General features: G+C 59.6%; 20 protein-coding genes and 1 pseudogene. 18 read left to right on the forward strand and 3 right to left on the reverse strand.

Annotation, left to right across the window (positions count from 1 at the left end):
- The first annotated feature begins 4 nt into the window (after nt 1-4).
- The 7 genes from CO657_RS31080 to CO657_RS31110 all read left to right on the forward strand — a co-directional run bounded on the left by CO657_RS31080 (nt 5) and on the right by CO657_RS31110 (nt 7,059).
- Nucleotides 5-667 carry an ABC transporter ATP-binding protein gene (locus CO657_RS31080; protein WP_054185995.1) on the forward strand — a complete coding sequence of 221 codons (663 nt, stop codon included), beginning with the start codon at nt 5-7 and terminating at the stop codon, nt 665-667.
- A complete protein-coding gene (locus CO657_RS31085; RefSeq protein ID WP_063856472.1) occupies nt 660-1,343 on the forward strand; it encodes an ABC transporter ATP-binding protein in 684 nt (227 codons plus the stop codon). The genes CO657_RS31080 and CO657_RS31085 overlap by 8 nt, the downstream gene beginning before the upstream one ends.
- Nucleotides 1,325-3,979, forward strand: coding sequence for an ABC transporter permease (locus CO657_RS31090; protein WP_054185993.1), 2,655 nt, complete (start codon nt 1,325-1,327; stop codon nt 3,977-3,979). The genes CO657_RS31085 and CO657_RS31090 overlap by 19 nt, the downstream gene beginning before the upstream one ends.
- 81 nt (nt 3,980-4,060) lie before the next feature.
- A complete protein-coding gene (locus CO657_RS31095) occupies nt 4,061-4,315 on the forward strand; it encodes a DUF1344 domain-containing protein (RefSeq protein WP_054185992.1) in 255 nt (84 codons plus the stop codon).
- Between the two features lie 218 nt (nt 4,316-4,533).
- On the forward strand, nt 4,534-4,923 hold the full coding sequence (locus CO657_RS31100; protein WP_037146808.1) for a hypothetical protein: 390 nt from the start codon (nt 4,534-4,536) through the stop codon (nt 4,921-4,923).
- 89 nt (nt 4,924-5,012) lie between these two features.
- Nucleotides 5,013-5,858: a COG4705 family protein gene (locus CO657_RS31105; RefSeq protein ID WP_054185991.1), complete on the forward strand. Its 846-nt coding sequence runs from the start codon at nt 5,013-5,015 to the stop codon at nt 5,856-5,858.
- A gap of 187 nt (nt 5,859-6,045) precedes the next feature.
- On the forward strand, nt 6,046-7,059 hold the full coding sequence (locus tag CO657_RS31110; RefSeq protein WP_054185990.1) for an ABC transporter substrate-binding protein: 1,014 nt from the start codon (nt 6,046-6,048) through the stop codon (nt 7,057-7,059).
- Between the two features lie 160 nt (nt 7,060-7,219).
- On the opposite strand, the gene CO657_RS31115 is transcribed toward CO657_RS31110, so the two are convergent.
- Complete coding sequence (locus CO657_RS31115) at nt 7,220-8,362, reverse strand: flavin-containing monooxygenase (protein ID WP_082366396.1); 1,143 nt, start codon at nt 8,360-8,362, stop codon at nt 7,220-7,222.
- 77 nt (nt 8,363-8,439) lie between these two features.
- Between CO657_RS31115 and CO657_RS31120 the strand changes: the two genes are divergently transcribed.
- From CO657_RS31120 to CO657_RS31130, 3 genes are all read left to right on the forward strand, one after another.
- Entirely contained in the window at nt 8,440-9,477 is a 1,038-nt protein-coding gene (locus CO657_RS31120; RefSeq protein ID WP_054185988.1) for a phosphatidylglycerol lysyltransferase domain-containing protein, read from the forward strand.
- A gap of 517 nt (nt 9,478-9,994) precedes the next feature.
- Nucleotides 9,995-10,588, forward strand: coding sequence for a DUF6088 family protein (locus CO657_RS31125; RefSeq protein ID WP_054185987.1), 594 nt, complete (start codon nt 9,995-9,997; stop codon nt 10,586-10,588).
- Entirely contained in the window at nt 10,581-11,603 is a 1,023-nt protein-coding gene (locus CO657_RS31130) for a nucleotidyl transferase AbiEii/AbiGii toxin family protein (protein ID WP_054185986.1), read from the forward strand. Before CO657_RS31125 ends, CO657_RS31130 begins: the two co-directional genes overlap by 8 nt.
- 608 nt (nt 11,604-12,211) lie before the next feature.
- On the opposite strand, the gene ligD is transcribed toward CO657_RS31130, so the two are convergent.
- Complete coding sequence (gene ligD / locus CO657_RS31135; RefSeq protein ID WP_054185985.1) at nt 12,212-13,261, reverse strand: non-homologous end-joining DNA ligase; 1,050 nt, start codon at nt 13,259-13,261, stop codon at nt 12,212-12,214.
- 971 nt (nt 13,262-14,232) lie between these two features.
- Between ligD and CO657_RS37785 the strand changes: the two genes are divergently transcribed.
- Together CO657_RS37785 and CO657_RS31155 are read left to right on the forward strand one after the other, a co-directional pair.
- Nucleotides 14,233-14,415 carry a hypothetical protein gene (locus tag CO657_RS37785; RefSeq protein WP_054185984.1) on the forward strand — a complete coding sequence of 61 codons (183 nt, stop codon included), beginning with the start codon at nt 14,233-14,235 and terminating at the stop codon, nt 14,413-14,415.
- 509 nt (nt 14,416-14,924) lie between these two features.
- Nucleotides 14,925-15,248, forward strand: a pseudogene (locus tag CO657_RS31155) (cation transporter); the annotation flags it as partial.
- A 286-nt stretch (nt 15,249-15,534) separates the two neighbouring features.
- Here CO657_RS31155 and CO657_RS31160 read toward each other — a convergent pair.
- Nucleotides 15,535-15,978, reverse strand: a complete 444-nt coding sequence (locus tag CO657_RS31160) for a MerR family transcriptional regulator (protein WP_054185983.1) — start codon at nt 15,976-15,978, stop codon at nt 15,535-15,537.
- 146 nt (nt 15,979-16,124) lie between these two features.
- On the opposite strand from CO657_RS31160, the gene CO657_RS31165 reads away from it, so the two are divergent.
- The 6 genes from CO657_RS31165 to CO657_RS31190 all read left to right on the forward strand — a co-directional run bounded on the left by CO657_RS31165 (nt 16,125) and on the right by CO657_RS31190 (nt 19,392).
- The gene (locus CO657_RS31165; protein ID WP_128715638.1) at nt 16,125-16,640 is read left to right on the forward strand and encodes a hypothetical protein; all 516 of its coding nucleotides are present in this window, start codon (nt 16,125-16,127) and stop codon (nt 16,638-16,640) included.
- A complete protein-coding gene (locus tag CO657_RS31170; RefSeq protein WP_054185981.1) occupies nt 16,637-17,020 on the forward strand; it encodes a thioredoxin family protein in 384 nt (127 codons plus the stop codon). Before CO657_RS31165 ends, CO657_RS31170 begins: the two co-directional genes overlap by 4 nt.
- A gap of 4 nt (nt 17,021-17,024) precedes the next feature.
- On the forward strand, nt 17,025-17,732 hold the full coding sequence (locus tag CO657_RS31175) for a cytochrome c biogenesis CcdA family protein (RefSeq protein ID WP_054185980.1): 708 nt from the start codon (nt 17,025-17,027) through the stop codon (nt 17,730-17,732).
- Nucleotides 17,733-17,908: 176 nt separating this feature from the next.
- The gene (locus tag CO657_RS31180; protein ID WP_054185979.1) at nt 17,909-18,346 is read left to right on the forward strand and encodes a curlin; all 438 of its coding nucleotides are present in this window, start codon (nt 17,909-17,911) and stop codon (nt 18,344-18,346) included.
- 63 nt (nt 18,347-18,409) lie between these two features.
- Nucleotides 18,410-18,805 carry a curli-like amyloid fiber formation chaperone CsgH gene (csgH, locus tag CO657_RS31185; RefSeq protein ID WP_054185978.1) on the forward strand — a complete coding sequence of 132 codons (396 nt, stop codon included), beginning with the start codon at nt 18,410-18,412 and terminating at the stop codon, nt 18,803-18,805.
- 173 nt (nt 18,806-18,978) lie between these two features.
- Nucleotides 18,979-19,392 (forward strand): curlin, encoded by a 414-nt coding sequence (locus CO657_RS31190; protein WP_054185977.1) that lies wholly within the window; start codon nt 18,979-18,981, stop codon nt 19,390-19,392.
- The last annotated feature ends 42 nt before the right edge of the window (nt 19,393-19,434 follow it).

The raw sequence follows: 19,434 nt of genomic DNA on the forward strand, positions 1-19,434 counted from the left end.
GTTCATGGCTGCGCTGGAGGCGACCGAGCTTTACCGCTTCTTTCATGCCGGCGACGACGAAGTCGTGGCTCTGCGCGGGGTGGCCCTCACGCTCGATGCCGGAGAATTCACCGCGTTGAGAGGCCCGTCGGGCAGCGGAAAATCGACGCTCCTTGCCTGCCTGGCCGGGATCGATGAGCCGGACGGTGGCGTCGTGTCTGTCCTGGGCGAGCGCGTGACCCGACGCCCCGAGCCGGAGCGGGCTCGGCTTAGGGCTCGCCATTTTGGCATGCTCATGCAATCCGGCAATCTGTTCGAGCATCTGACGGTCCGGGCCAACATTCGTCTCCAGATGGAGATTTCCGGTCGCGGCAGACCGGACGAAATCGATGGCCTTGTCGGCGGGTTGGGCCTCGACGGGCTCGCCGACGCACTACCTTCCCACCTTTCAGGCGGTGAGGCAGCTCGCGCTGGCTTGGCCGTGGCGCTCGCTGCAAACCCGGCAATCCTGCTCTGCGATGAGCCGACCGCCGAAGTCGATGCGGCGACAGAACAACTCGTCATTGATCGCCTCGTCGAAAACTGCCGGAGCGGCGGCGCCGTCCTGATCGTCACGCACAGCCCAGCACTCGCCGCACGGGCCGATCGCATTGTGGACATTCGGGATGGAGGCATCGTGCATGGCTAAGACTTTGGCGGTGGCCACGGATCTGTGGCGCAGCTTTCAGCGCGAGCGGGGTATCGTGACGGCCATTCAGGGCTGCTCCTTCAGGATTCACGCAGGCGAAACCATCGCCATCATGGGACCTTCCGGCTGCGGAAAGACGACGCTTTTGAACTTGATCGCAGGGCTGGACGTGCCAAGCTCAGGACAATTGGATTGGCCTGGGCTCGGTCCGTTCGACACATTGCGCCCCGAGCGGATCGGCGTCGTCTTCCAATCTGCGAACCTGATGCCGGCACTCACCGCCGTCGAGAACGTCGCGTTACCGATCCTTCTCACTAGCGGCCCCGACGCCGAGACGCGCGCCCTGACGGCACTTGCCACTTTCGGCGTCGAAGCGCTGGCGGCAAAGTTGCCGGAGCAGCTTTCCGGCGGCCAGGCCGAGCGGGTCGCCGTAGCGCGGGCCGTTTCGACCAATCCGCAATTGATCGTCGCCGACGAGCCGACAGGCCAACTTGATCAGGCCAGTGCCGTGTTGCTGGTCGACCGACTCCTCGCCTGGGGTCGGCAGTCGGGAAGCGCCATAGTGATCGCGACGCATGATGAGCGCATGGCGGCAAAGATGAGCCGCATCTGGTGGATGCGTCACGGCAAATTCGAAAGCATGGTTGAGAGGTCGGCATGTACAGGCGCTGGCTGATCGGACTTGTCCGAACGCGTTCCGGCCGATTGGTCGGCACCATCGGCGGTGTCGCGCTGACGGTCGCCTTCATCGCGTGCCTAGGCGCGTTTTTGCAATTCAGCGCGGCCCAGAAGACCGCACGGTCGGTCGCCCAGGTCCCCGTCGACTGGCAGGTTCAACCGCTGACGGGAACGGATCATAGTGCGGTCGAGGCTGTGATCCGCTCCGCCGCCCCGGTAACCGGTCTGCAGTCGATCGACTATGCCGACGTACCTGGTTTTGAGGCGAACACGGGAGGCACCGTGCAGACCACGGGCGGCGGCACGGTACTTGGCATCGGACCAGGCTATTTCGAACAATTCCCAGCACAGGTTCGACGGCTCGTAGGATCGGTCGACGGCGTTCTGATCGCGCAACAGACTGCGGCCAACCTGCATGTCGCGGTGGGGGATCAGGTCACCATCCACCGGCACCAAGCGCCTGATTTCAGCGTTACGATCGTCGGCATCGTCGATTTGCCGAACGCCGATGCGATGTTTCAGGCGATCGGTGTCCCGGCTGGCGCCACACCACAAGCCCCGCCCGACAATGTTTTGCTGTTGCCCTTGCCTCAGTGGAAGCAGATGTTCGAGGAGCAGCGCGCGAGCCGGCCCGATACAATTCGGACCCAGTTCCACGTCAAGCTCGATCATCATGACTTATCATCCGACCCGGTCGCCGCCAGCACCGCAGCAACCGAGCGCGGCCACAATTTCGAGGCTCGCGTCGCCGGAACCGCGCTGCTTGCAAACAACCTGGCGGCCCGATTGGCGGCGGTGCGCGAGGATGCCCTTTATGCGCGGCTGGTATTCCTTTTCCTCGGCGCCCCTGGGGCCATCCTCGCCATCCTGCTGACGCTTGCGGTCGCCGGCGCTGGGCGGGACAGGCGCCGCCACGATCAGGCGTTGCTGCGCCTGCGAGGAGCAGCCGTCGATACGGTTCTTCGCATGGCTGCCGCTGAAGCGGCAGTTGCGGGTGTCGGCGGTGCGATCCTCGGTATTCTCCTTGCTGCTCTTGCCGCGCATTTCATCCTCGGGGTGGCGCTCTTGCGCAGGGGAGCAATTCCCTTGATTTGCGCTGTGGCGGTGGCCGGGATCGCGCTTTCGCTCGCATCGATCCTGATCCCAGCCTGGCGCGACGCCCGCGGCTCGACCATTGCGGCCGCCCGGCGGCCAGTCGGCTATGACCAGGCACCGCTCTGGGCGCGCTTCTATCTCGATCCGGCCCTGCTGGCTTTGGCGGCGGCGCTCTACTGGCGTTCGGCAGCGAGCGGATACCAGGTTGTTCTCGCGCCGGAGGGCGTGGCAGCGACGGCGGTCGACTACACGGCCTTCCTCGTCCCTGTGTTGCTATGGATCGGCCTGGCCCTATTGGCCATGAGGCTCGTCGGGGCCGCGTTGCGGCAAAGCGGCTCGGTGATCGCCAGGACCTTGCGACCGGTCGCCGGACGTCTCGCGGGTGTGGTGGCTGCGACATTTGGACGGCAAGGCCGGCGACTGAGTGCTGGCATCGGTTTAGCCGCGCTTGCGTTTGCCTTCGCCGTATCGACTGCGATTTTCAACGCGACCTATGAGGCTCAGGCAAAGGTCGACGCTGAACTCACCAACGGAGCCGACGTCACCGTCACGGGCACATCCGCCGTGCCCGCTTCCCAGGCGCTCAATCATCTTTACCGGCTGCCGGGCGTGGCGGCCGCGCAGCCGATGCAACACCGCTACGCTTACGTCGGAACAGACCTTCAGGATCTCTTTGGCATCGATCCAACGCGCATCGGCACAGCCACGACGATGTCCGACGCCTATTTCGCCGACGGCGACGCCAGGGCGATGCTCACCGACCTCGCACAAACACCCGACGGCGTGCTTGTATCGCAGGAAACGGTGAACGACTATCAACTCAGTCGCGGCGACAGCATCAATCTTCGCCTGCAAAACGCGGCCGATCACCAATACCATGTCGTACCCTTCCACATTATGGGCGTAGTGCGCGAATTCCCGACCGCACCCAAGGATTCGTTTCTGGTCGCCAACGCCGCTTACATTGCACAGCAGACCGGGTCCGCCGTAAGCGAGATCGTCCTTCTCCGTTCGAGCGGCGATCCGGCCCGCGTCGCTCTGGCCGCCCGAAACGCGACTGCGGGTCTACCTGGACTCAAGGTCAGCCAGATCGGCGATGCCGTCGCCCTGATCGGGTCGAGCCTCACCGCAGTTGACCTCGCCGGCTTGACACGGCTCGAGCTGGTCTTCGCGCTGGTCATGCTGGCCGCTTCGGGTGGATTGGTGCTAGGTCTCGGGTTTGTCGATCGCGAGCGCTCCTTCGCGCTCCTCGTCGCGCTCGGAGCCCGGCCACGACAACTCGGGGCCTTTGTCTGGAGCGAAGCAATATTAGTCACCGGCAGCGGTATGGTCCTGGGTCTCATGGCGGGCACGCTGATTGCCTATGTGCTCGTCAAGCTGTTGACCGGAGTGTTCGACCCCCCACCCCAGGTGCTTTCGGTGCCATGGTTCTATCTCGCTACCCTCGTTGCCGCCGCCGGGGGGACCTCTTTGCTGGCCGCGATGAACGAAGCAATGCGCAGCCGGACACACGTCACGCAGAAGCTCAGAGGTGAGTGAGGGCATGCTTTCCGCGCAACCCATGCCGTATTGCGGGAAAGCAAAAATATCGGCGGCCCAAACCATAAATGGAGAAGTAGAATGAAACGACAGATCCTTATGACCGCAATTCTAACGCTCGCGTCGATAAGCATGGCCTTGGCAGCCCAAGCGTCCGGCAAGATCACGGCGATCAGCAAGAATGCCGATACGATCACGCTGTCGGACGGCAAGACCTACAACCTGCCCGAGGGAATCGAGGACACCAAACTCCGCGTCGGGGAGAAGGTCCAGCTGACTTACACGATCAAAGGCAGAAAAGCGGTCGTCTCGCAAATGACCTCGCAGAAGAAGTGAGACTTCGGGCGGCCGGTGACATCAACGGCCGCCCCTTTTGCAGGTTATTTGCTGCGGATTTACTGCCTGTCGACCTTCACGCCGTCACCGCTCTAATTCTCAGCTAATAGAATCCACGTAGTCATCTCATGTAAACCGCACGCCGGTGGCAAGGCAGGGGGGCTCACCCAACCGCCGCGGGCTGCCACTCGAGCCTGCCAGAAATTGGGAATCCGCTGATGAAACAGATTATTCTCGCCATTGCACTTATTGTTGCACCGGTAGCTGCCTTCACCGGTTTTGAACTCTATGCCAACAAAGCACCCGCCGAAACGGCAGACCTTGGTGATCTGTCATCGTTCAAGACAATCATAGCCGACGTTCAAACCCTCTGTTCCAAGGGGGATCTGTCAGCCGCCGCAAAGCGAATTACCGACTACGAAACAGCTTGGGACCAGGCCGAGACAGCGATCCGTCCGCTAAACCCGACCGACTGGGACAATATTGACGTCGCTTCGGACGCGGCGCTCAAGGCGCTACGGCAATCAGCCCCATCGGCCGACAAGGTCAATAAGGCGCTCGCTGCCCTTATGGTGGAGCTCGACGATCCTGCTAACCCTCCTCAATAGGGCGAGGTCGCATTGGATCTCACGTGCGCTTGAAATGCCTGCGCTGTCCAACCTCAATGACCATTACCGCTTTCTCAAGGATACCCACAATGCCCGCCACCACCGAAACCGTCAAAGCTGTCGTTTACAATCGTGTCCCCCGCGTCACGCCAGACTTCTGGCTCATTAAACTTATGGCTGTCACGATGGGCGAAACGGCAGCCGATTATCTGAATGTGCAGATGGGCGTCGGTCTGACGGCGACATCGCTGATCATGTCCGTTGTTCTCGCGGGGGCGTTGATTTGGCAATTTGCCCAAAAGAGATATGTTCCCGCTGCGTATTGGCTTTCGGTTGTGTTAATCAGCATCGTTGGCACTTTGATCACGGACAATCTGGTGGACAACTTGAATGTGCCGCTGGTGGATACCACGATAGGTTTCGCGATCGCCTTGGCGCTGACTTTCTTGCTCTGGTTTCAGACGGAGCGCACGCTTTCAATACACTCTATATTCACGGGTCGGCGCGAGGCCTTCTATTGGCTCGCTATTCTGTTCACCTTTGCGCTCGGCACAGCCGCCGGCGATCTGGTGGCCGAGAAGTTCGCACTGGGATATCTGGCGACTGGCGTCCTATTCGGCATGGTCATCATCTCGCTTACCATCGGCTACTTCTTTCTCGGCCTCGATCCGGTACTTGGCTTTTGGTTGGTCTACATTCTGACCAGACCTCTCGGTGCCTCATTCGGTGACCTGATGTCTCAGCCGACGCAATACGGCGGCCTCGGCCTCGGCACGATTATAACAAGTGCGATCTTTTTAGCGGCCATCGTGGCGATCGTCGTCTTTATGAGCCTACGGCATGAAGGCGAGGAATTCGTTGAGATCTGGGAGGATGGCGATTTGGCAGCGGCCAATGAAAACGAAAGTTTGGCTTCTGCCGGAGAAGAAGGCTGAGATGACATCCGCGCCTTGAGATCGGCAGCCAGGCGTCCTCTAACACAGCACTCGTCGCTTTCGGCGTTGTCGTATCTTTAGATTGAAAGCTCACTGAAAGCTTGGGGCAGTTACGGTCACATGTGGATCTCGTAGAGGACGCCGTGAGGAGCGCGGCGGGCGATATCCTGTTCAGGAGGAGACTTTCATGCATTCATCACGCGTTTTCATTTATTCTGCGGGCCTGGCCTTGGCGATGGCAACCAGTTCGCTCGGGGCCACGGCAGCCCAAGCTGCCGACAAGATCTCCATCATGGTGGGCGGCTATGAAAAGCAGATTTATTTGCCGGCCAAGCTTGCGGAAGCGCTCGGCTACTTCAAAGACGAAGATCTCGACGTTGAGCTTCTCAACGAACCGGCCGGCGTGGACGCGGAAAACGAGATGCTCTCCGGCGCCGTTCAGGGTGTGGTCGGCTTCTATGACCATTGCATCGACCTGCAGGGCAAGGGCAAGTTCGTCGAATCCGTTGTGCAGTTCAGTCAGGCGCCAGGGGAAGTCGAACTGGTGTCCAGCAAACACCCGGAGATCAAGTCGCCCGCTGATTTCAAGGGCAAGAACCTCGGCGTCACCGGACTTGGTTCGTCCACGAATTTCCTGACGCAGTATCTGGCTGTCAAGAATGGCTTAAAGCTCGGCGAGTTCACCTCAGTTCCCGTCGGTGCCGGCCAGACTTTCATCGCCGCCATCCAGCAGGATGCCATTCAAGCCGGAATGACCACCGAGCCGACGATCTCCCGTATGCTCAAAACCGGCGAGGCCAAAGTCTTGATCGACATGCGGACGATGGCTGGAACCAAGGCGGTCCTTGGTGGCACTTATCCGGCCGCGTCTCTTTATATGGACGCCGACTGGGTCAATGCACACAAGGAGGAGGTGCAGAAGCTCGCGAACGCTTTCGTCAAGACGCTGCACTTCATTAATACGCACTCTGCGTCCGAGATCGCCGACAAGATGCCAAGTGACTTTTACGTCGGCGACAAGGAAGGCTACGTGAAAGCGCTGGAAAATGGCAAGGCGATGTTCACGCCGGACGGTGTGATGCCGGAAGACGGACCGAAAACGGTTCTCGCCGTTCTCTCGGAATTCTCGAAAAATGTTCAAGGTAAGACGGTCGACTTATCAAAGACGTACACGACGGAATTCGTAATGAAGGCCAAGTAACCTATATCGCGCCGCCTCCGGCGCTCGGAGGCGGCATCAAGTTTCGGCTAGGTCTTTTTTAGAACAGCTAAAGCCACGAATGGTGCGCTTCGCAGGGGAGCGGGCAATGGGTGCTACCTTCGCAAAGGCGGGCATCTTTTGAGACGCTGCCATCTGTGATTCATCGCGTCGGCCGACGCCTTATCGCTCTCGCAATTGCGCGCCCCTGAACCTTCGCACTTCCAATATCACCAACAATGCTCGCTCGCATGCCGATACAATAAAGCCCGGGAAGATAAGATAATTGTTGCGGTCCATTGATCAGGGTTCGCCCCTGTTCATCTAGCAGACCGAGGCTGCCCAGCATCCCTTCGAGATCGGGTGCGTATCCAGTCGCCGAAATGACGATTTCTGGTGAACAGGATTGACCCTCTTTGAAATTGACGTGATCCTCATCAAACGATTGCACTTCCGGCACCACCTTGATCGTCCCCGCTTTGATCGCCTTCACGGCGCCATCATCTGATGCCAATGCTATACCTTCTCTTAGTCTGGTCGCACCGCCGGCCGCCGGCTTTCCGATACCGAACCGTCCCAGATCACCGAAAGCGACATAGCTCGTGGCGGCAAGTGCCGCATCGACCAGTCGCGTCGGAAAACAGGCTAGAAAGGGGGAAAGCCGATGGACGGTTACACCGAAAAGGCGCTTTGGCACGAGTGTCGGGCTATGTCTTGACGACAGCCAAAGAGCGGCTGTTTTTTGCTTCGCCAGATGATTAAGGACGTCAAATCCGGAATTGCCGGATCCGACGACGAGAACGCGTTTGCCATCATAATCACATGGGTTGCGAAATTCAGCAGCATGCATGACTTTGCCTTGGAAACGTTCGAGGCCGGTCCACGCTGGTATGATTGGTTTGCGGTCTCGGCCCGTTGCGATAACGACGTTCCGGGCCGTGATCGTCCCTTTGTTCGTCGCGAGCCTATAAACGCCCTCACTAATCGATATGTGATCGACCTCGACCCCAAATTCGATTGGCATCGATTCTTTGGCAACGAAGTCTTCAAGGTGGGCGACCACGGCATCGCGCTTTGGAAAAGCTGGGGTTCCTGCTGGATACCGCATGCTTGGCAGGTAGGAAAGATCCCGGTGAGTATTGAGCGTGAGCTGAGGATGCCTCGCACGCCATTGATCACCAACGCGGCTAGCCTTCTCGAATATCCGTGGGTAAATTCCAACCTTCCGCAATTCGAAAGCGGCGATCAGACCAGCCGTACCAGCCCCCACGACTACGGTGGATTCAGTCTCATTTGCTTGTATCACGATATATCCAGTTGATTCTCATTGACATTCTTTCCGAACGCATCGACGGTACAAAACTCCGACTTGAAATGTTGTAAATGGCGCGCCTGAGAAAATTTATCGATACCTGTCTTGATCGGAGCTTACCTGCAATCTCGTCGGTAAATTTGACGGTCGAACAGCGACTGTCACTGTGCCGCCAGTACGGCGATTTTTCCCTGGCATATTCCACGGCCGTTCAGCCTGATCTCAACTACTTTGGCGACGAAGACGGCTACATCGCCTACGCTACAAAAATGGGGCATGTTTTTGCTCTTGGCGATCCGGTCGCCAGCCCAGGCCGAAGGGCCCATTACCTCGCGCAATTCATCGCCCAATCCGGAAAGCCTTGCTTCGTTCAAATTCACGCATCAACCGCCGCGGAGCTTGCATCGCACGGTTATCGTCTAAATCAAATGGGCAAAGACAGCGCCCTTTCATTGCCGACCCACTCGTTCACGGGCAAGCGCAACGAAACTCTCCGGTACTCCGAACGTTGGTTGCATAAAAACGGCTATACTATACACGAGTGCGGAGACGGCGAATTTGTCGCCGAGCTTACGAAGATTTCTGATGACTGGCGCGCTGGAAGAATTGTCCGGCGCCGCGAGATGCGGTTTTTGAACCGACCATTTCGTCTGTCCCTTACGCCGGGGATGCGGCGGTTCGTTCTTTTATCACCTCATGCAAAGCCAATCGCCCTGCTCGACTTCGACCCGCTCTTTCGCGGCGGCAAAGCCGTTGGCTACACGGCAGCTTTCAAGCGAAAATTCCCCGGCACCACTGCCCATGCTGAAATCGGGCTTACGAAGTATGCTGCCGATCGTTTCAGACAAGAAGGCTCCGAGATCATGACCCTCGGCTTGTCGCCTCTCGCCGGCGTCGAGAAAAGCCAATTTCGTGATAGCACCGTCTGGCGTTACCTCTATCAGCGCGCGTTCGTTTCATCGCTGGTTAACCGCAGGATTTTCAACGTTCAAGGCCAAGCCGCGTTCAAGCGCAGGTTTCATGGCAAGGAGGTGCAAACTTATATTGGCTTTAAACGCGGGACCCCCACCGAGACCGTTGCGCTACTGCGGCTCCTGAAAACGTTTTAACCTTTTGTGTCCGCTGCTGAGATCCGTTCCTGGTAAGCCTGGGCGGCTGGACGCGGTTCTGGTAGGGGCATTGAACTTCAGGTCGGGCCCCAAAAAACGTGACGCTCGGAGAGCAGGATGTCGCAGAGGTTAATTTTGCCTGGGCACAGTCGAATCCTAACGAGCGATAATACCCTGCGCCTTGAAAGGATTCGAACCGCGGTCACTGCCGCGAAATACCTATGTGCTTGGCAAGCAGTGCGTTTTCCTGCTTCGCAACTATGGCCGGTTCCCTTCGATCCATTATGCGATCTTCCTGGCCTAAAACGCGAACTCTATGGCAACAAGCCGGTCGCTGGCCTCGAGAGCTCTGGCCTGCCAACGACGTTCAACGCCCTGCATAGGCAGCGGGCGCCTTCCTCGATCCTCCCAGAAAGAATACGAACGCGGCGAGAAATACCAGTATGACACGCGTCGTCTTTCCCCTCTCATTGCAAACCGTCAGAAAACTGCATATATTTCTAACAGGAGACATGTCATGCAAAAGCTGACGTCACAAATCATGGGCCATGCTGAACGACTGCCGGAAGGGTCCGCGCTTTCGGCAAAGAGCTTTTTGCATCTCGGAAATCGTGCCGCCCTGGACCAGGCTCTGTCGCGCCTGGCCGAGCGCGGCGAGCTCGTCCGGGCCGGCCGCGGCATCTATATGCGGCCTGTCAAAAGCCGTTTTGGCAGCCGGCCGCCGACAGTTGAACAGGCGGTGGAGGCCGTGGCGCGGCAACGCGGCGAGGTCATCGTCTCAAACGGCGCCGCCGCTGCGAATTCCCTAGGCCTGACCACCCAGGTCCCGGTCCGCTCCGTCTACCTGACATCCGGCCGCAGCCGGACGATGAACCTTGGACAGCAGACGGTCGAGCTCAGGCATGTGCCTCGCTGGCAACTGGCCTTGGCCGATCGGCCCGCCGGCGTGGCGGTCCGTGCGCTCGCCTGGCTTGGGCCCGAGAAGGCCGATGAGGCACTGCCGCGGATCAAGCGAAAGCTGCCGCCAGACGCGTTCGGCGAGCTAGTGGCGGCGGCACCGCAGTTCCCGACCTGGCTTGCAAGAAGCGTGGGAAAGGCTGCGCATGGCTGATCAGTTCCTGACCTTGTCAAAGGACGACCGGCGCGAAGCCTTGGCCGTCGCGGCCGACAGCACCGGACGGCCCATTCACCTGCTCGAAAAGGATGTCTGGGTCGTCTGGACGCTGCAGACGCTCTTTTCGTCCAAGCTCGGCGAGCACCTCGTCTTCAAGGGTGGCACTTCGCTTTCGAAAGCCTACGGCGTCATCAAAAGGTTCTCCGAGGACGTCGACCTGACCTATGATATCCGCGCCCTGGCACCGGACTTGGTCAGCGACAATGATGAGGCGCTGCCGAAAACCCGCAGTGAGGAGAAGCGCTGGACCAGCGAAGTGCGAAAGCGGCTTCCGGTCTGGGTCTCGGACTCGGTGGAGCCGGTGATCGCCGGCGCGCTGCACGATCAATCTCTTCCGGCGGCAATTCGCCTCGAGGATTATACGCTCTATCTGGACTATGACGCGGTGAGCAGCGGATCCGGCTATGTCGCCCCGAGCGTCATGCTCGAATTCGGCGCACGGTCAACCGGTGAGCCAGCCAGTATCCGCGATGTCGGCTGCGACGCTTCGGGTCACGTCGATGGTGTCGAATTTCCGAAAACGAGCCCTCGCGTCATGCACGCGGAGCGGACGTTCTGGGAGAAAGCGACCGCAATCCATGTCTTCTGCCTGCAGGAACGTCTCCGCGGCGATCGTTTTGCCCGCCACTGGCATGACGTCGTTCGGCTGGATGATGCCGGTTTCGCCGACAAAGCATTCGCGGATCGGCAGCTTGCCAATGTCGTGGCCAAACACAAATCCATGTTCTTTGCGCAAAAGGCGGCCGACCGCTCACCTATCGACTACGCCGCAGCCGTCAACGGCAATCTGGTTCTCACGCCATCCGGAGAAGGTCTGCGCGCGCTCGGCGAAGATTACGCGCGGATGGTAGACGACGGTCTGCTGCTCGGCGATTCCGAGCCGTTCGAGCACCTGTTCGAGCGATGCACGCAAATTCAGGCGCGCGCCAACAAAGCCGACACGCCGAAATAGCCGCTTACAATTTGAAAGGAACAGGACCGTCGACCCCCCTATTTTCAGTGTTGTCAAAGCTGATTAGAGATGCAGCGCCGCTGGCCAGTTAGAAATGCGAAGCTCTGGCTGTCCTAGCTCTGACGGTCAGCGCCCGATCCGACCGGCTGGGCCGGGTTGCAAGGGAGGAGCCAGTGCATCACCTGGACGAAGACGGAGATGTCGACGGCAATGCCTGATCCGCGTTATGCTGGCGAACCTCCGTCATCGGGCGACGACCAGCTATCCCTTTTCGGCGGAGTTGGCGTCGCTTTGCCTTGACGCGGGATCTGGATCGCCTTTTGCCGGCAGTTCCGAGGATGAGCGTCCTCCAGCTACAAGACGATCGGTTGATTTCAGCAACTCGTATGATCGGATTAGAAGAGCACGGGAGGATGACAAGGTAGTTTCGAGAGGGGAGTTGCGCATTGGGTGCACACCGCTATTTGCAGGCGGGAGCACATCGTAACCCTCGGCCATCAGCGCCTACGTTTTCGGTTGCTGACGATAAAGTGGATGTAGGGCGCTCCTGCGAAAAGTCCACGCCACCCCACACCCGCAGCGAAGTGAAGCGCCGATAGCATCCCGAGCTATTCCAGCTCGTAAACCGTCGCCTCATCGGCCACATCCCGCAACCCCTTATATGACGCATGCCGCAGCTTCGCATCATGTGTCCACGCACGATACTCGATCTCGGCAACAATTTTCGGATCGACGAAGACCGCATTACGCTTCCGTCCTGTGTCGACAGCGGCCTTGCCAATGATCAGTTCGTCCATCTGCTTCCGAAGCTGGCCCGCGGAACGTTCGTTAAAGCCGGTTCCCACTCCTCCGACATAAACGAGCTCGTTTCCCTTGCGCGCGGCGAGCAGCAGCCGCCCGATGCCCCCGAATGAGGCTTTCGACTTCTCATACCCAACGATCAAGAAGCCATCGCTCTGGACGCATTTGATCTTCACCCAGTCCCCGAGGCGGCCGCTGCGATAGGTGCTGTTGCGGTCTTTCGCGATGATGCCTTCGAGGTCGTGTTCGCAGGCAATGCGCAGAAGCGTTTCGCCGTCCGCATCGATCTCTTCGGAAAGCCGGATGGCATCTTCCCCCGCGGGCGGCACCAGCCCCTCGAGGAGATGACGCCTGGAGGCGAGATCCGTCTCGGTTAGGTCATGGCCGTCGAAATAGAGAAGATCGAACGCCATGAAAATTGCCTCTCTGGACATCCGCTTGCCGCCGCGCCCGCCGAGCGATTGCTGAAGCATACCGAAATCCGACCGACCATGGTGGTCGAGAACGACGGCTTCGCCATCCAGGATAGCTGTTGAAACTGAGAGTCTTTTGGCCTCGGCCGCAACGGCCGGGAAGCGATCGGTCCAGTCATGCCCTCCCCGCGTCAGGATCCGGACGCCAGATGGCGCAATGTGGACGGCCAGGCGGTACCCGTCCCACTTCACCTCGAAGGCCCACTGCGGGCCTTTCGGTGGCCGTGGCTTCAGCAGCGCGAGGCACGGATCGATGCGAGCAGGCATAGGATCAAGGGGGAGTTGCGGCTGGGTGGGATCGCGGCGGCGGCGCGCCCGGCTGCGGATTGATGCGTCAACGTCACCGAGCAGCGGCTGTGTAGGTATGCGAGGCGGCTTTGTCATGCCGACAGTTCATCAGCAATGCCTTAAAAAGCAACTGACCAAGATTGATTATGCGCCCCGCCGCCACGCGAAACGTCAGTATTTCTTAGGCGGAGGCTGATTTGCTGCACAGATCTCTTCATAGGTTAGGTGACCGCCCAACGCACAGGAGATCTAACTGCTTGGGGTCTAGCAACTAACGTTGAGCGGCCAAATGAGAAGTATCACATCAATATGTCGGCTATAATAAAATCGGGCAAATAGATATGGAATTTCTTATTCTGCACGGTCACGTACAATTCGGGTCTGTTCCGAATCTTTGATCAAAAGGTGGAGATCGGGAGGTTAAAAAGTAATATCTATTGCAAATCTAAGGGATTTTAGCGATATTCTCCTTGTCGCGCCTGGCGCGGCTACTAGAAAACACCCCTCCGCTTAATCCCCGCAATCGTGGGGCCTTTCTTCCTCACAGTCACCGGCGCTGTCGGCTGCACCCGAGCAGGTGTTTGGATTTCGGAGATCCACGAAACCGTCACGAATTGCTTGAATTAGTCCGTCGTCGCCAAAAGGATCGTGGCGGGGTACAGTGTCGCATGGGCACCTATGAGACGCCGGCGGAGATGGTAGCAAGGCACGTATTGGAGGGCGAGAAGCATCTCGCTCACCAGATAGCTTTGATTGAGCGGTTACGCCGGATGGGCCTACCAACCGAAGAGGCTCAAGCGTTGTTAGAACGCTTCTACCTGTTGCAGGCACAGCCGAGGAGCATCGGCAAAGGATTTCGGATGAATGCGAGCTGGGGTTACGGGACAAGCAAGGCAATCTCATCCCGTGGCAGCAGCGACAGAAGCGCTGAAGTCGCTCATTGCCGACCGTAGCCGAATCTCTCACGCGCTCTTGACTCCCCTCCACGTGCGAACATAATAAGAACATCGGCGAGGCGGCCGCCAATCTGAACCGAAGAATGGAGCACGGATACGCGCGAGCAGCCGATCGGAGAAGCCGTGGTTGATCAGGGCGAGGAAGTGATCGCCTACCATGGGGGCGACGCGCGCGCGGCGGTCGGAACCTTGCTGGAGGATATCCGCCACCTCCGCCGGCAGCTAGCACTGGCAGAGGGCGCTATGAGCCGCGGCATCACGCGTGGCTGGCGGCCGAGCTACGATCGAGACTGACATGCTTGACCGTCCGTCCTGATCGAGACCCTGGAAGAGGTTCGACGATGGCGATGTCGAGGCTGACGGAAAGATATCGGCTTGATTGCCAACGTCGGCCTTCGCGCATCAAATCACATGCTCAGTCCCAGTGTATTGGTGCGGCCAAGGGAGCGTTTCAGCTCCATCTGCTGGGTAAGGTCGGCGCGATGGCTGCGGTCAGCAAGCCAGGCGCAAACGTCATCGTCACGCGCCGAACGAGTCCGGTCTCGTCACGGTCGATGACGCCAACCGCTTCCAGATCGAAGCCCGTGCGAAGTGTTGCCTTGTATTGCAGGAAATGGCGCTGATCGATCGCCCCATAGAAGGGGGCGTCTGCGAGGAGTAGAACGAGCCGACAGCCTCGACCGCGTGCTTGATCTTGTCTCGACCCGAACCGGGCGGCGCAGAACCGTCCCTCTCAGCTCGGCGTCATCGGCAAGATCATCGAGGAATGGGTGCTTTTCTCCGTTGCTGCTCGGACGGCCTATCGAAGCTTCATCGATCCGGCGCCGCCGCAGCCCTTTCTGTTGACCGTCACGGGCGCTGGAGCGCTTGCCATCAATCCGTCCCGTGCCTTCCTGCTTGCGGCTTTCCGTCACGAGAGCGGTAGCCTCACGCGGGCTGCCTTTCTTTCCGCACGCAATGATGCGCTGGCCAATATCGCCATCATTGGAGCGGGCCTCGTCACCGCCTTTGTCTGGAGTTCGGCGTGGCCAGACCTGATCGTCGGTCTTGGCATCGCTGCAATGAACATGGATGCAGCGAGAGAAGTCTGGGACGCGGCACGGGATGACCATCGCGCCGCTGCCTAAAACTTCCATCGCGCCGGTCTGCGAGAACGCGTATGCATCGGCATGCAAAACGCCCGACGGCAGATTTCGGTCGGCTCGGCGTGCCGCTATCCCGATGGTTCGGAGCAAGGATCGAGGCTCTCCGTCGCCATCGCGCCGTCCCCTGCCACCGTGCAGCGGCAAGGGAGAAAATGGAGACTTTTCCAGATTAGGATTCAACCGAACGCGGCATTATGAAGCCGCAACCGCCATCGCTCTCTGCGGCATCTTATGCCCATGGCGCGGTTGAGGCGTCGCGGAGCTCCACTCAGCCGCAGCAGCCTTTGGTCTGCGGCGCTGCCATGTCCTTGAAAATCACGCAGTCGCTGCCCGGTCCACCGGCGCAGGCGTCATTGCATCGCGTGACGAAACCCTGCAGGCGAGCCTCCAAGGCCCGCAGTTCAAGCATCTTGGCGCGGACCTCATCAAGATGCGCCTGTGCGATATCCCGCGTCTCGGTGCAGGCCCGCGCTGTACTGATCGACAGATCGACCAGCACGCGAACCTGGTCGATGCTGAAGCCGAAGTCACGGCATTGCTTGATGAAGGTCAGCCGGCCGATGTCGGCTTCGTCGTAGGTGCGCTGTCCGCTTGCCGTCCGGTTTGCCGGTGGCAGCAGACCGATTTCCTCGTAGTAGCGGATGGTCGGCGTGCTGGTGCCCGTCGCCTTTGCCAAGGCGCCGATGCTGAACACGCGGATGTGAACGTTCATGGCAGATTATCTCCTTGCCCTTCAAGTTACTTGAAGGCGTAGGCTTCGACCAGTCTGAAAAGCGGAAGTCGACGATGAACACTGGAATGAGGCTGACAGGTGCTGCAGTCGCGGCCTGTGCCGCGTGCTGTAGCGTCCTGCCTCTTATGCTCGCCAGCGCCAGCGCTGTTTTGGTCGGCGCACTTGTCAAATGGGGCGCCGTCGCGATCCTCCTCGTTGTGCCTGCAACTGGCCTGTTGTTGCTGTGGCGGCGAAAGGCTGCGCCACCGGCCGACGTCGAAAACCTGATGGCGGCGGACAGCTGTGGCTGCGGCTCTTGCAGCACCGACGTCAAGCAAGAAGCCCCGATTGCCTGCACGCTGGACGCCAACGCATTCAAGGCGCGGACCGAGTTCATCCGGGCCCTGACGTCCCGCCATCTTCGGCAGGCAACCCGAACCGGCCTGCGCCTGAACCTGACCTATGCGCCCGACGCGCTTGCCGAGGTCAGCGAATTGGTGCGCGCGGAGCAGGCTTGCTGCGCCTTCCTGACCTTCGACCTGACGCACGACGCCGCTGGCGTGTTCGTCACTATCACCGCGCCACAGGCCGCAGCCGCCGCTGCTGATGACCTATTCACACACTTCCCCCCTGCATCTCGCACCATGGAGACTCCTGTATGAACCGCCGTCACGTCCTTCTTTCCTTCGCCGCTGTCGCCCTCGCGATCGCGATACCCGTCTTTGCTGCCGGTAATGACCCGCTGCCTGGTTTCAAGGAGGCGGTTGCCGCCGGCGGACCGATCATCGTGCACGTCACCGCCCCCTGGTGCGGGGAATGCAAGCTGCAGAAGCCGGTCGTCGCCAAGCTTCTCAGCACACCCGATTTCAAGGACATGAAAGAGTTCCAGGTCGATTTTGATACGCAGAAGGACGTGCTGAAACTGCTGCATGTCCAGATGCAAAGCACGTTGATCGTCTACAAGGGCGGCAAGGAGGTCGACCGGATGACCGGCAAGACCAACCCCGCCGCAATCGAGGCAATCATGCGCAAGGCGCTGTAGATCGATGCTGCTCGCCCTGCTCGCCGGTATCCTGTCGATCCTGTCGCCCTGTGTCCTACCGCTGATCCCCGTCGTGTTGACCGGCGCCGTGGCGGAGCATCGGCTTGCGCCGCTGGCGTTGGCAGCCGGCGTGGCGCTATCGTTCACGGCAATCGGCCTGTTGGTTGCCACCATCGGCTTCTCGATCGGCCTGGACATGACAGTCTTCCGCACCGGTGCGGCCTTGCTGCTGATCCTTGTCGGCGCGGTGCTGCTGGTGCCGCGTCTGCAGGTTGGTTTTGCCACCGCGGCAGGTCCAGTGAGCAACTGGACGCAAAACCGCTTCAGCGGCCTGTCGACGTCGGGCATCTCCGGACAGTTCGGTGTCGGCCTGCTCCTCGGCGCGGTATGGACGCCGTGTGTCGGCCCCACCCTGGGCGCTGCCTCCATCATGGCTGCCCGCGGCGAAAATCTTGGCATGGTCACATTGACCATGCTCGCTTTCGGCATCGGCACGGCCTTGCCATTGCTGTTGCTGTCGATGCTGTCGCGCGAAGCTTTGTTGCGCTGGCGCGGGCGCATGATTACCACAGCCAGCGGCCTCAAGATCGCGCTCGGAGTGCTGCTCGTTCTTGCCGGCGCCATGACGCTCACCGGCCTCGATCGCACGGTTCAAACAGTTCTGCTTGACGCTCTGCCGAGTTGGATGCTGGCCCTCACGACTGCCATCTGAATTTCGAATTCCAGCGACTGGCTCAAACTTCTCCGAGCATCAGCTCCGCAATTCAGCGGGCTCCGATCTCTGCCAATGAACCCCGACTGAATGGTGCCTTCAGCTTCCGTTCCAGTGAGGACGTCTAGAAGGAAGTCGTTCAACCGCGGTCCTATCCGCCCTGAGGAGACACAGTCATGATCCGCACGTCTTTCATTGCAACCGCCCTCGTCGCGCTCGTTGGCCTCACCGCCGCAGCTCCCGCCATGGCCAACGATGTGAGCATCGAACAATATGGATGGTCGAACTCTGCCGGTGGCGCGCAGGAAGGATACGCAAACCGGATCAGAACCTACCAGAGCGGTGGCTACAACCGGATTGTCGGCCGTCAATATGGTCGCCATAACCTTTCGGCTGTCGGTCAGGAAGGGCATGACAACTATGGCGCCACCTATCAGAACGGCAACCGCAACGTGGCCGGGATCGGCCAGTTTGGCTCCAACCACACGACCATCCTGACCCAGGACGGCAATGGCAACATCGCGGCTGGTGTCCAGGTCGGTCGTGGCTGCAATGCCAATGTCAGTCAGGGCGGCAACGGCAATGTCGCGGCCTTCGTCCAGGCCTGCCCATAAGCAGGCTGCGCGGTGACGTAAAAAGAGGTCAGATCGCAACAGCATGCCATTAGGGGACGCCCCATGCGTAATAATATCAAACATCCACGCCGCCTGATGGCGATTCTCGCGCTAGTCCTGCTTCCCGTCGGCGCCGTTGCGGCCGTGACGACTCCCAACCAATCTGACGAGGCGCAGCTTTGCGAAATCAAAGCAACGCCTGGAGCAGGTATGGTGAGATTGGATGCGCTCGTCCGCGCCGACAAGCACGTTGGCGGTACTTACACCTTCCATGTCGAGAAATCAGGGGATGGCGGAAGCTCCACGATCAACCAGGGTGGCGACTTCGATTCCATAGCGGGACATACGGCTGTCCTCAGTTCCGTTTCGCTCGACTCCAAGGGAACCGAATACAAGGCGACACTGGATGTCGTGATCGGGGATAAGCGTTTCAGTTGCACGAAGACCGGCGGCAACTGAACGGCCTCCACACTCTGCAGATCTCTTGAAAAGGGTCGCCGGTTTTGGCGCCCTTTTTCTTCGACCAGGCGGCAACGACTGAACGACAACTGAACGGGCAATTCCGAACGGGTTCAGCTTGAAGATGCGAAAGTCGATCATCGGCCAAGTCCAGCCGGCAAATGGAGATCAGGATGACCCGCAACGTGTTTAAGACCCTTACCGTCACTCTTCTTGCCGCGAGCCTGGGGCAAATAGCCTTGTCTGTGCCGGCCTATGCCGGCGGCCGGATCTCGTTCAATCTTGCGCCTGATAATGCCGAGGATGGGGGTCTTTTCTCAAGCGGACTGCACGTCTATTCGCTCTACCGCGGCCTGAAAGACGCCGACATCCGGCAGTTGGGCCGGGGTAACGCCGCCGGCATCGCCCAAATCGGCCGCGGCAACCTCGGCTTCATCCAGCAACGGGGCAGCGGTCATTCCGCAACCTTGCGGCAGAATGGCAACAACAATGCCTATGGCATTTTCCAGTATGGGCGAAATACTGAAACCGACGTGGTGCAGGATGGGGATAACGGCAGCGGCGCTACCTTCAGCTATGGCTGGTAAGGCAACTCACAACAGTCGGGGCGAGGTCACGTCCTTTCATCC

Source organism: Rhizobium acidisoli, assembly GCF_002531755.2.
GTDB lineage: Bacteria > Pseudomonadota > Alphaproteobacteria > Rhizobiales > Rhizobiaceae > Rhizobium > Rhizobium acidisoli.

What these genes read in the sequence shown, in the direction of transcription:
- CO657_RS31180 (WP_054185979.1), top strand. Translation starts at nt 17,909, where the DNA reads ATGATCCGCACGTCTTTCATTGCAACCGCCCTCGTCGCGCTCGTTGGC.
- CO657_RS31160 (WP_054185983.1), bottom strand. Translation starts at nt 15,978, where the DNA reads ATGAACGTTCACATCCGCGTGTTCAGCATCGGCGCCTTGGCAAAGGCG.
- CO657_RS31095 (WP_054185992.1), top strand. Translation starts at nt 4,061, where the DNA reads ATGAAACGACAGATCCTTATGACCGCAATTCTAACGCTCGCGTCGATA.
- csgH (WP_054185978.1), top strand. Translation starts at nt 18,410, where the DNA reads ATGCGTAATAATATCAAACATCCACGCCGCCTGATGGCGATTCTCGCG.
- CO657_RS31100 (WP_037146808.1), top strand. Translation starts at nt 4,534, where the DNA reads ATGAAACAGATTATTCTCGCCATTGCACTTATTGTTGCACCGGTAGCT.
- CO657_RS31090 (WP_054185993.1), top strand. Translation starts at nt 1,325, where the DNA reads ATGTACAGGCGCTGGCTGATCGGACTTGTCCGAACGCGTTCCGGCCGA.
- CO657_RS31130 (WP_054185986.1), top strand. Translation starts at nt 10,581, where the DNA reads ATGGCTGATCAGTTCCTGACCTTGTCAAAGGACGACCGGCGCGAAGCC.
- CO657_RS31085 (WP_063856472.1), top strand. Translation starts at nt 660, where the DNA reads ATGGCTAAGACTTTGGCGGTGGCCACGGATCTGTGGCGCAGCTTTCAG.
- ligD (WP_054185985.1), bottom strand. Translation starts at nt 13,261, where the DNA reads ATGACAAAGCCGCCTCGCATACCTACACAGCCGCTGCTCGGTGACGTT.
- CO657_RS31120 (WP_054185988.1), top strand. Translation starts at nt 8,440, where the DNA reads ATGGCGCGCCTGAGAAAATTTATCGATACCTGTCTTGATCGGAGCTTA.
- CO657_RS31105 (WP_054185991.1), top strand. Translation starts at nt 5,013, where the DNA reads ATGCCCGCCACCACCGAAACCGTCAAAGCTGTCGTTTACAATCGTGTC.
- CO657_RS31125 (WP_054185987.1), top strand. Translation starts at nt 9,995, where the DNA reads ATGCAAAAGCTGACGTCACAAATCATGGGCCATGCTGAACGACTGCCG.
- CO657_RS31110 (WP_054185990.1), top strand. Translation starts at nt 6,046, where the DNA reads ATGCATTCATCACGCGTTTTCATTTATTCTGCGGGCCTGGCCTTGGCG.
- CO657_RS31080 (WP_054185995.1), top strand. Translation starts at nt 5, where the DNA reads ATGGCTGCGCTGGAGGCGACCGAGCTTTACCGCTTCTTTCATGCCGGC.
- CO657_RS31170 (WP_054185981.1), top strand. Translation starts at nt 16,637, where the DNA reads ATGAACCGCCGTCACGTCCTTCTTTCCTTCGCCGCTGTCGCCCTCGCG.
- CO657_RS31175 (WP_054185980.1), top strand. Translation starts at nt 17,025, where the DNA reads ATGCTGCTCGCCCTGCTCGCCGGTATCCTGTCGATCCTGTCGCCCTGT.
- CO657_RS31190 (WP_054185977.1), top strand. Translation starts at nt 18,979, where the DNA reads ATGACCCGCAACGTGTTTAAGACCCTTACCGTCACTCTTCTTGCCGCG.
- CO657_RS31165 (WP_128715638.1), top strand. Translation starts at nt 16,125, where the DNA reads ATGCTCGCCAGCGCCAGCGCTGTTTTGGTCGGCGCACTTGTCAAATGG.